The organism is Sphingomonas sp. ATCC 31555 (assembly GCF_000282895.1).
Classification (GTDB): domain Bacteria; phylum Pseudomonadota; class Alphaproteobacteria; order Sphingomonadales; family Sphingomonadaceae; genus Sphingomonas.
Genome location: NZ_ALBQ01000053.1, coordinates 119,643 through 126,635 on the forward strand (window position 1 = coordinate 119,643; position 6,993 = coordinate 126,635).

A 6,993-nucleotide genomic window follows, 5' to 3' on the forward strand; every position below is an offset into this window, starting at 1 on the left:
GTCTCTACGCGGCCTTGGCCTCGAAGTTCCCCAGATCCTCGGCAATGCGCCGGGTGAGTTCGTCGCGCACCATCTTGGCGGCAAAGCCGATCGCGGTATCCACACCGATCTCGTTCGCGCCGCCATGGCTCTTCACAACGATGCCGTTCAGCCCGAGGAAAACGGCACCATTATGATTATTCGGGTCGAGATGGTGGCGCAGGAGATCGGTCGCCGGCTTGGAGATCAGAAAGCCGACCTTTGAACGCAGCGAACTGCTGAACGCGCGGCGCAGCAGGTCCGCCACGAACCGCGCGGTGCCTTCCGCCGTCTTGAGCGCGATATTGCCGGAAAAGCCGTCGCAGACGATCACGTCGACATCGCCGCGCGACAGCCGATTGCCTTCGATGAAGCCGGTGAATTCCAGCGGCAGATGCTTCGCCGCACGCAATTGGGCGGCAGCATCGCGGATGCTGTCGGTGCCCTTCATCTCTTCCGTGCCGATGTTGAGGAGCGCCACGCGGGGGCGTGAAAGATCGAGCGCGGTGCGCGCATAGGCAGCGCCCATCACCGCGAACTGCACCAGGTTGCGCTCGTCCACCTCGGTATTGGCGCCGAGATCGAGCATCACCGTGTCGTTCGCACCCAGCGAGGGCATCAGCGCGGCAAGCGCCGGCCGGTCGATCCCCGCCATGGTGCGGAGCGACAGCTTGGCCATCGCCATCAGCGCGCCGGTGTTGCCCGAAGAAACGGCGGCGCCGGCGCGGCCCTGCTTCACCAGATCGATGGCAATTCCCATCGATGTGGTCTTGGCGCGGCGAATCGCCTGGCTGGGCTTGGCATCGGCCGCGACGACTTCGGCCGCGTGGACGATCTCGCACGCGGCTGCCAAGTTGGGATGCGCCTTCAAAGCGTCCCGGATGCGCGGCTCGTCGCCGACGAGAAGGAATTCCATCCCGTCGAAGCGACGCCGTGCGCGTGCGGCGCCAGCCAGCATGACGGCGATCCCCTCATCGCCGCCCATTGCATCGACGGCGATCCGCGAGGGAACAGTCATACCGGCAACCCCCCGTTGCGGAACGTCGCTCAGCCCTCGACCGAAACGATCTCGCGGCCGTTATAATGGCCGCAGGCGTTGCAGAGGTTATGCGGACGCTTCAGTTCGCCGCAGTTCGGGCATTCTTGGAACGACTCGACGGTCAGCGCGTCGTGCGAGCGGCGCATGCCGCGCTTCGACGGCGAGGTCTTTCTCTTCGGAACGGCCATCTCGGCACCTTCAATAAGCTACAGAATCAATAAAGTCGCGATACGCCCACAGGGTTGTTCGGGCAAGCGACGGCTAGGCCGGCCGCTCGCCGGACCAGCAGGCAGGTCACGAAGCGAGCCCGCGCGTATAGCGATTCTCGTCCGCGTTGCAAGCAGAAGCCGCACGTGGCAGGGGTTTCCACCTCGGTTTCAGGGGACGCGCATGTTTTTTCTGCCGGTTACACTCACCAGTGCGGGCGCCGCGGCGCTGATCAACCTGTGGCTGGCGATTCGCGTCATTCAGCTGCGCTATGCCGACAAGGTGCTGACCGGCGACGGCGGGAGCCCGCGACTTCTCGCGCGCATGCGCGCGCAGATGAACTTCGTCGAATACACGCCTTTCATCCTGATCCTGATCGGCCTGATCGAGCTGGCCCAGGGCACCCGATTCTATCTGTGGGTGATCGCCGCCGTGTACCTGCTCGGCCGCGTGCTGCACGGCTTCGGCATGGACGGCTGGCAGCCCGGCCGTGCGATCGGTGCGCTGACCACCTTCCTCACACTCGCGGGCTTGGGCCTCTACGCCGCGTGGCTCGGCTATACGGGATCGAACCCGCTGCATTGATCCGCCCCTTCCGTCGTCCCGGCAACAGCCGGGATGACGGCCATTGATCGGTGCCTCGACTCAGGCGCGCGCCAGCACCGAATCGGCAACGAACGGATTGGTACGGCGCTCCTGACCGAAATTGCTCGGCTGGCCGTGGCCGGGGACGAACACCGTCTCATCCCCCAGCGGCCACAACCGGGTGGTGATCGCGTCGATCAGATCCTGATGATTGCCCAAGGGGAAATCGGTTCGCCCGATCGAACCTTGAAACAGCACGTCGCCGACGATCGCCAGCTGCGATGCGGGGTGGTGGAACACGACATGGCCGGGGGTGTGGCCCGGACAATGATAGACATCGAGCACCAGTTCGCCCACCGTCACCTGATCGCCCTGCTGCAGCCAGCGGTCGGGCTCGAAAGGCTTTCCGGGCACGCGATAGGCGCGGCCGTCGTCCTCCAGCCGTGCGATCCAGTAGCGATCCGCTTCGTGCGGCCCTTCGATCGGCACGCCCAGCTCCTCGGCAAAGATCCCGGCCGATCCGCAATGATCGATATGGCCATGGGTGATCAGCAGCTTTTCGATCGTGACCCCGTGCTGCTTTGCCGCCGCTCGCAACCGATCAAGGTCGCCGCCCGGATCGACAAAGGCGCCGCGCATCGTGTTGGTGCACCAGAGCAGGGTACAGTTCTGCTGAAGCGGCGTAACGGGCACGATCGCCGCACGAAGCGGCGGCTGGGCAGCGGAAGAATGCGAGGTTGCCATGCCCCTTCGCTACTCCGGCCGGACGCGCGCGGCAACCAAGGCTTGCCCTGTGCCGCATGGCTCTGCATTCCAGCCGGCTGATGGTGTTGCATCCCCCCTTTGTCCTGCTCGACGACGCGCGCGCCGATGGGTGCGGCGCGCGCCTCTATGTCGATCCTGTCGAGATCGTCGTCGCGCAGCAGCTCGACGAGATCGTCCCGGCGCTGGACCGACTGCGCACCGCCCTTGGCCGCGGCTTGGACGCCGCCGGCTGGCTTTCGTACGAAGCAGGTGCCGCGCTCGAACCCGCCGCTCCGCCACGCGAGACCGATGGTCCGCTGCTCTGGTTCGGCCTGTTCGGCGGGCACCGGAAGCTCAGGCCGGACGAGGTTCCTCAGCTGCTCCCCGATCCCGCCGGCGCCTGGGCCGGGCGCCCCCGCCCGCTGCTCGACCGCGCGGCCTATGATGCCGCCCTCGCGCGCGTGCTGCACTATATCCGTGCAGGCGACATCTATCAGGCAAACCTGACCTTCCGGGCCGAGGTGCCGGTCGCGGGTCATCCCGCCGCGCTCTATGCGCTGCTCCGCGCCCGCGCCGCCGCCGGGCACGGCGCGCTGGTCGCAACCGGTACGCAATGGCTGCTGAGCCTCTCGCCCGAATTGTTCTTCACGCTTGAAGACGGCATGCTCGCCGCCCGCCCGATGAAGGGCACCGAGCGCCGCGATGCCGATCCCGCTGCGGACGCCGCGTGCGCTCTGGCGTTGCAGGCCGATCCCAAGCAGCGCGCCGAAAACCTGATGATCGTCGATCTGATGCGCAACGATCTCGGCCGGATCGCCCGCCCGGGCAGCGTCGCCGTGCCGCAGCTCTTCGCGGTGGAAACCTATCCTACCGTCCATCAGATGACTTCGACGATCACTGCCAGCCTTGCAGACAGGCTGGGAGCCGTCGACGCGCTCGCGGCGTTGTTCCCCTGCGGATCGGTGACGGGTGCGCCGAAAATTCGCGCAATGCAGGTGATTGCCGAAGTCGAGCCCGATTCACGTGGGCCCTATACCGGCGCGATCGGGAGGATGGATGCCGATGGCAGTGCCGAATTCAACGTCGCGATCCGCACGCTCGTGCTGGCCCAACCGGGTCGGGCGACGCTGGGCCTCGGCTCGGGCGTGGTCGCCGATTCGAACGCGGTCGACGAATGGAGCGAATGCCTTGCCAAGGGGGCGTTCGTGACGGCAGGCGAGCGCGGCTTCGACCTGATCGAGACGATGCGGTTCGATCCCGAGGACGGCCTGCTGCTGCTCGAGCGTCACCTCGATCGCATTCGGGCCAGCGCCGCCATCTTCGGGTTTCCGTTCGATCGCCACGTCGTCCGCAATGAGCTGCAAGCCGCCACCTTCCGCCTGCGCGATGCGGCCAAGGTGCGGCTGCTGCTCGGTCCCTCGGGCGCGGTCGCGATCGGCATCGCCCCGCTCCCCCCGCCGCCGCCCAGGCAGGCCACGGTCAGGATCGTGCCCCATTCGGTACCGCGCGTCGATTTTCGCCTTGCCCACAAGACCACGCGACGGTCGATCTACGACGCGCCGCGCCGCGCTGCCGGTACCTGGGAAGTCGTGTTCACCGATGCCGACGGCTATTGCACCGAAGGCAGCTTCACCTCGTTGTTCGTCGAGCGCGACGGCGTGCTGGTGACGCCGCCGCTGTCGCGCGGACTGCTTCCCGGGGTGCTCCGTGCCGAACTGCTCGCCACCGGCCGCGCAGTGGAGGGGGACCTGCGGCCGGAGGATCTCGCGGGCGGCTTCCTGCTCGGGAACGCGCTGCGGGGACTGGTTGCAGCGGTTACAGTTGCGGAAAGCGCCGAAGCGGACCTATAGGCGCGCATCTTCCCCGGAAAAGGCGTCTAGACCATGCAGACTTCCGCCGCGCTCCAGCGCATCCAGCCCTCCGCCACGCTCGCCATGACCAGCCGCGTGTTCGAGCTGAAGCGTGCCGGCGTCGACGTGATTGGCTTGGGCGCCGGCGAGCCCGATTTCGACACGCCGGACTTCGTGAAGGAAGCCGCGATTCAGGCGATCCGCGACGGCAAGACCAAATACACCAATGTCGACGGGACGCCCGAGCTGAAGGATGCCGTGATCAACAAGTTCAAGCGCGACAATGGCTTGGACTATACCGCGCAGCAGATCACGATCAACGTCGGTGGCAAGCACACCCTGTTCAACGCGATCGTGGCGACGGTGGAAGCCGGCGATGAAGTGATCATCCCGGCACCCTATTGGGTCAGCTATCCTGACGTAGTGCAGTTTGCGGGCGGCACGCCGGTATTCATCGCCGCCGGTGCCGAGCAGAACTACAAGATCACCCCTGCACAGCTCGAAGCGGCGATCACGCCGAAGACCAAGTGGGTGATTCTCAACTCGCCGTCCAACCCGACGGGCGCCGCCTATTCGGCCGCCGAGCTCAAGGCGCTGGGCGAAGTGATCGAGCGCCACCCGCATGTCTGGGTGTTCGCCGACGACATGTACGAGCACATCCTGTACGACGGCTTCGAATTCGCCACCATCGCGCAGGTCTGCCCGTCGCTCTACGAGCGTACTCTCACCGTCAACGGCTGCTCCAAGGCCTATGCGATGACCGGCTGGCGCATCGGCTTCGCCGGCGGCCCGGCACCGCTGATCAAGGCGATCGCCAAGCTACAATCGCAGTCGACCTCGAACCCGTGCTCGATCGCCCAGGCGGCCGCCGTCGCGGCGCTGACCGGCGACCAGAGCTTCCTCAAGGACCGCGCCGCCGCCTTCCAGACGCGCCGCGACCTGGTCGTCGGCATGCTCAACGAAATCGACGGCATGCACTGCCCGACGCCTGAGGGTGCCTTCTACGTCTATCCGGAATTCAGCGCGCTGATCGGCAAGACCACGCCCAAGGGCAAGGTGATCGCCACCGACGAGGACATGATCGGCTATTTCCTCGATGAAGCCCGCGTGGCGGCCGTGCACGGCGCGGCGTTCGGCCTGTCACCGGCGATGCGGATCAGCTATGCAACGTCGGAAACATTGCTTCGCGAGGCGTGCACGCGAATCCAGGCCGCCTGCGCCGATCTGCGCTGAACCGACGCCCGTCTTCCGCGGGAGCCGCAGCGACCCTAGAAAGGGCCATGATGACCCGACGCTCGTTCCGGCTCCCGCTTATCGTCGCCCCTCTCGTTGGTGGGGCGTTGTTGCTGCTCGCCGCCGGTGCGCCGTCGATCGAGAGGGCCGTGGCGGTGCCGCTGCCGGCGCTGGACCTGCCCAAGGCCAAGGGTCCGCAGGTGGCGGTGCTCGCTGGCGGCTGCTTCTGGGGCATGGAGGCGGTGTTCCAATCGGTGAAGGGCGTTCAATCCGTCACCAGCGGCTATGCCGGCGGCAGCGGGGCCACCGCGACGTATGCTCAGGTCTCGACCGAAAGGACCGGCCATGCCGAGGCGGTGCGTATCGTCTATGATCCGTCGCGCGTGAGCTTCGGCACGCTGTTGCGCATCTACTTCGCCGTGGCGCACGATCCGACGCAGCTCAACCGCCAAGGTCCGGATCGCGGCCCGAGCTATCGCTCGGCAATCTTCCCCCAGAATGGCGAGCAGCGGCGGGTGGCGGAGGCGTATCTCGGCCAGCTCAGCCGCTCGAAGGCCTTTGCGCGCCCGATCGTGACGCGGATCGAAACGGGCCGATTCTATGCGGCGGAAGCATATCATCAGGATTTCTTCTGGCGCCATCCGACGCATCCCTACATCACGCGCTGGGACAAGCCGAAGGTCGCCGCGTTCCGCACGGCCTTTCCGCAGCTGGCAAATTAGACTAGTCGAACACCGTCGCCGGTGTTGGTGAGCGGCGCGAACGGGAATTGGCCAGCCGCCGATCGAGCGACCAGGGTCCGCTGCCGACGGCGAACAGGTACAGACACCCAAGCAACATGGTGAGGTCGGCGCGGGCCTCGTGCTGCGCGCTCCAGAAGCCGTAGCGCTTGACGTCGGGGAGGCTGAACGGGCCGAAACCATGGCCGAGCAGGATCGGCAGCTTGGTCGAAACCAGCGCCACGAGCATTGTTATGATGAGCGGAACGGCCGCCAGCCGCGTGAACAAGCCCAGCACGATCAGCCCGCCGCATACGAGTTCGACCAGGCCGACGAACGGTCCGGTGACATCGGGGTACGGAATGCCGATCTTTGCGAACCGCCCCGCGCCGAGGATCTCGGGGAAGATCAGCTTTTGGATGCCTTCGGGGAAAAAGACGATGAGGCCGGCCGCAAGGCGGATCAGTATCGTCCATGGGCTCGCCGTGCTGCGGGTAATGCGCTCGAACATCCGCGGGGTATAGCCAAGCAAGGTTCGGTCCGCGAGGGCCGTTATAGACGCACAAAAGCCCCGGAGCGTTAGCTTCGGGGCTTTTGT

At 66.2% G+C, this 6,993-nt stretch carries 8 protein-coding genes; 4 read left to right on the forward strand and 4 right to left on the reverse strand.

The genetic code is table 11. From position 1 onward, the window contains the following. Positions 1 to 4: 4 nt before the first annotated feature. Together plsX and rpmF are read right to left on the reverse strand one after the other, a co-directional pair. Positions 5 to 1,036, reverse strand: coding sequence for a phosphate acyltransferase PlsX (gene plsX / locus B215_RS0117810; protein WP_019371000.1), 1,032 nt, complete (start codon positions 1,034 to 1,036; stop codon positions 5 to 7). A gap of 29 nt (positions 1,037 to 1,065) precedes the next feature. Beyond that, positions 1,066 to 1,245: a 50S ribosomal protein L32 gene (rpmF, locus tag B215_RS0117815; protein WP_010545868.1), complete on the reverse strand. Its 180-nt coding sequence runs from the start codon at positions 1,243 to 1,245 to the stop codon at positions 1,066 to 1,068. Between the two features lie 202 nt (positions 1,246 to 1,447). Between rpmF and B215_RS0117820 the strand changes: the two genes are divergently transcribed. After that, the gene (locus B215_RS0117820) at positions 1,448 to 1,849 is read left to right on the forward strand and encodes an MAPEG family protein (protein WP_019371001.1); all 402 of its coding nucleotides are present in this window, start codon (positions 1,448 to 1,450) and stop codon (positions 1,847 to 1,849) included. Positions 1,850 to 1,909: 60 nt separating this feature from the next. Here B215_RS0117820 and B215_RS0117825 read toward each other — a convergent pair whose 3' ends face one another. Further along, entirely contained in the window at positions 1,910 to 2,593 is a 684-nt protein-coding gene (locus B215_RS0117825; RefSeq protein ID WP_019371002.1) for an MBL fold metallo-hydrolase, read from the reverse strand. 56 nt (positions 2,594 to 2,649) lie between these two features. On the opposite strand from B215_RS0117825, the gene pabB reads away from it, so the two are divergent. The 3 genes from pabB to msrA are packed head-to-tail and all read left to right on the forward strand — an operon-like array spanning position 2,650 to position 6,398. Next, positions 2,650 to 4,443: an aminodeoxychorismate synthase component I gene (pabB, locus tag B215_RS0117830; protein ID WP_019371003.1), complete on the forward strand. Its 1,794-nt coding sequence runs from the start codon at positions 2,650 to 2,652 to the stop codon at positions 4,441 to 4,443. A gap of 33 nt (positions 4,444 to 4,476) precedes the next feature. Continuing rightward, on the forward strand, positions 4,477 to 5,676 hold the full coding sequence (locus B215_RS0117835; protein WP_019371004.1) for a pyridoxal phosphate-dependent aminotransferase: 1,200 nt from the start codon (positions 4,477 to 4,479) through the stop codon (positions 5,674 to 5,676). 50 nt (positions 5,677 to 5,726) lie between these two features. Continuing rightward, positions 5,727 to 6,398 (forward strand): peptide-methionine (S)-S-oxide reductase MsrA, encoded by a 672-nt coding sequence (gene msrA, locus B215_RS0117840; RefSeq protein WP_037514158.1) that lies wholly within the window; start codon positions 5,727 to 5,729, stop codon positions 6,396 to 6,398. A 1-nt stretch (position 6,399) separates the two neighbouring features. Here msrA and B215_RS0117845 read toward each other — a convergent pair whose 3' ends face one another. After that, positions 6,400 to 6,906: a DoxX family protein gene (locus tag B215_RS0117845; protein WP_037514160.1), complete on the reverse strand. Its 507-nt coding sequence runs from the start codon at positions 6,904 to 6,906 to the stop codon at positions 6,400 to 6,402. Positions 6,907 to 6,993: the final 87 nt, after the last annotated feature.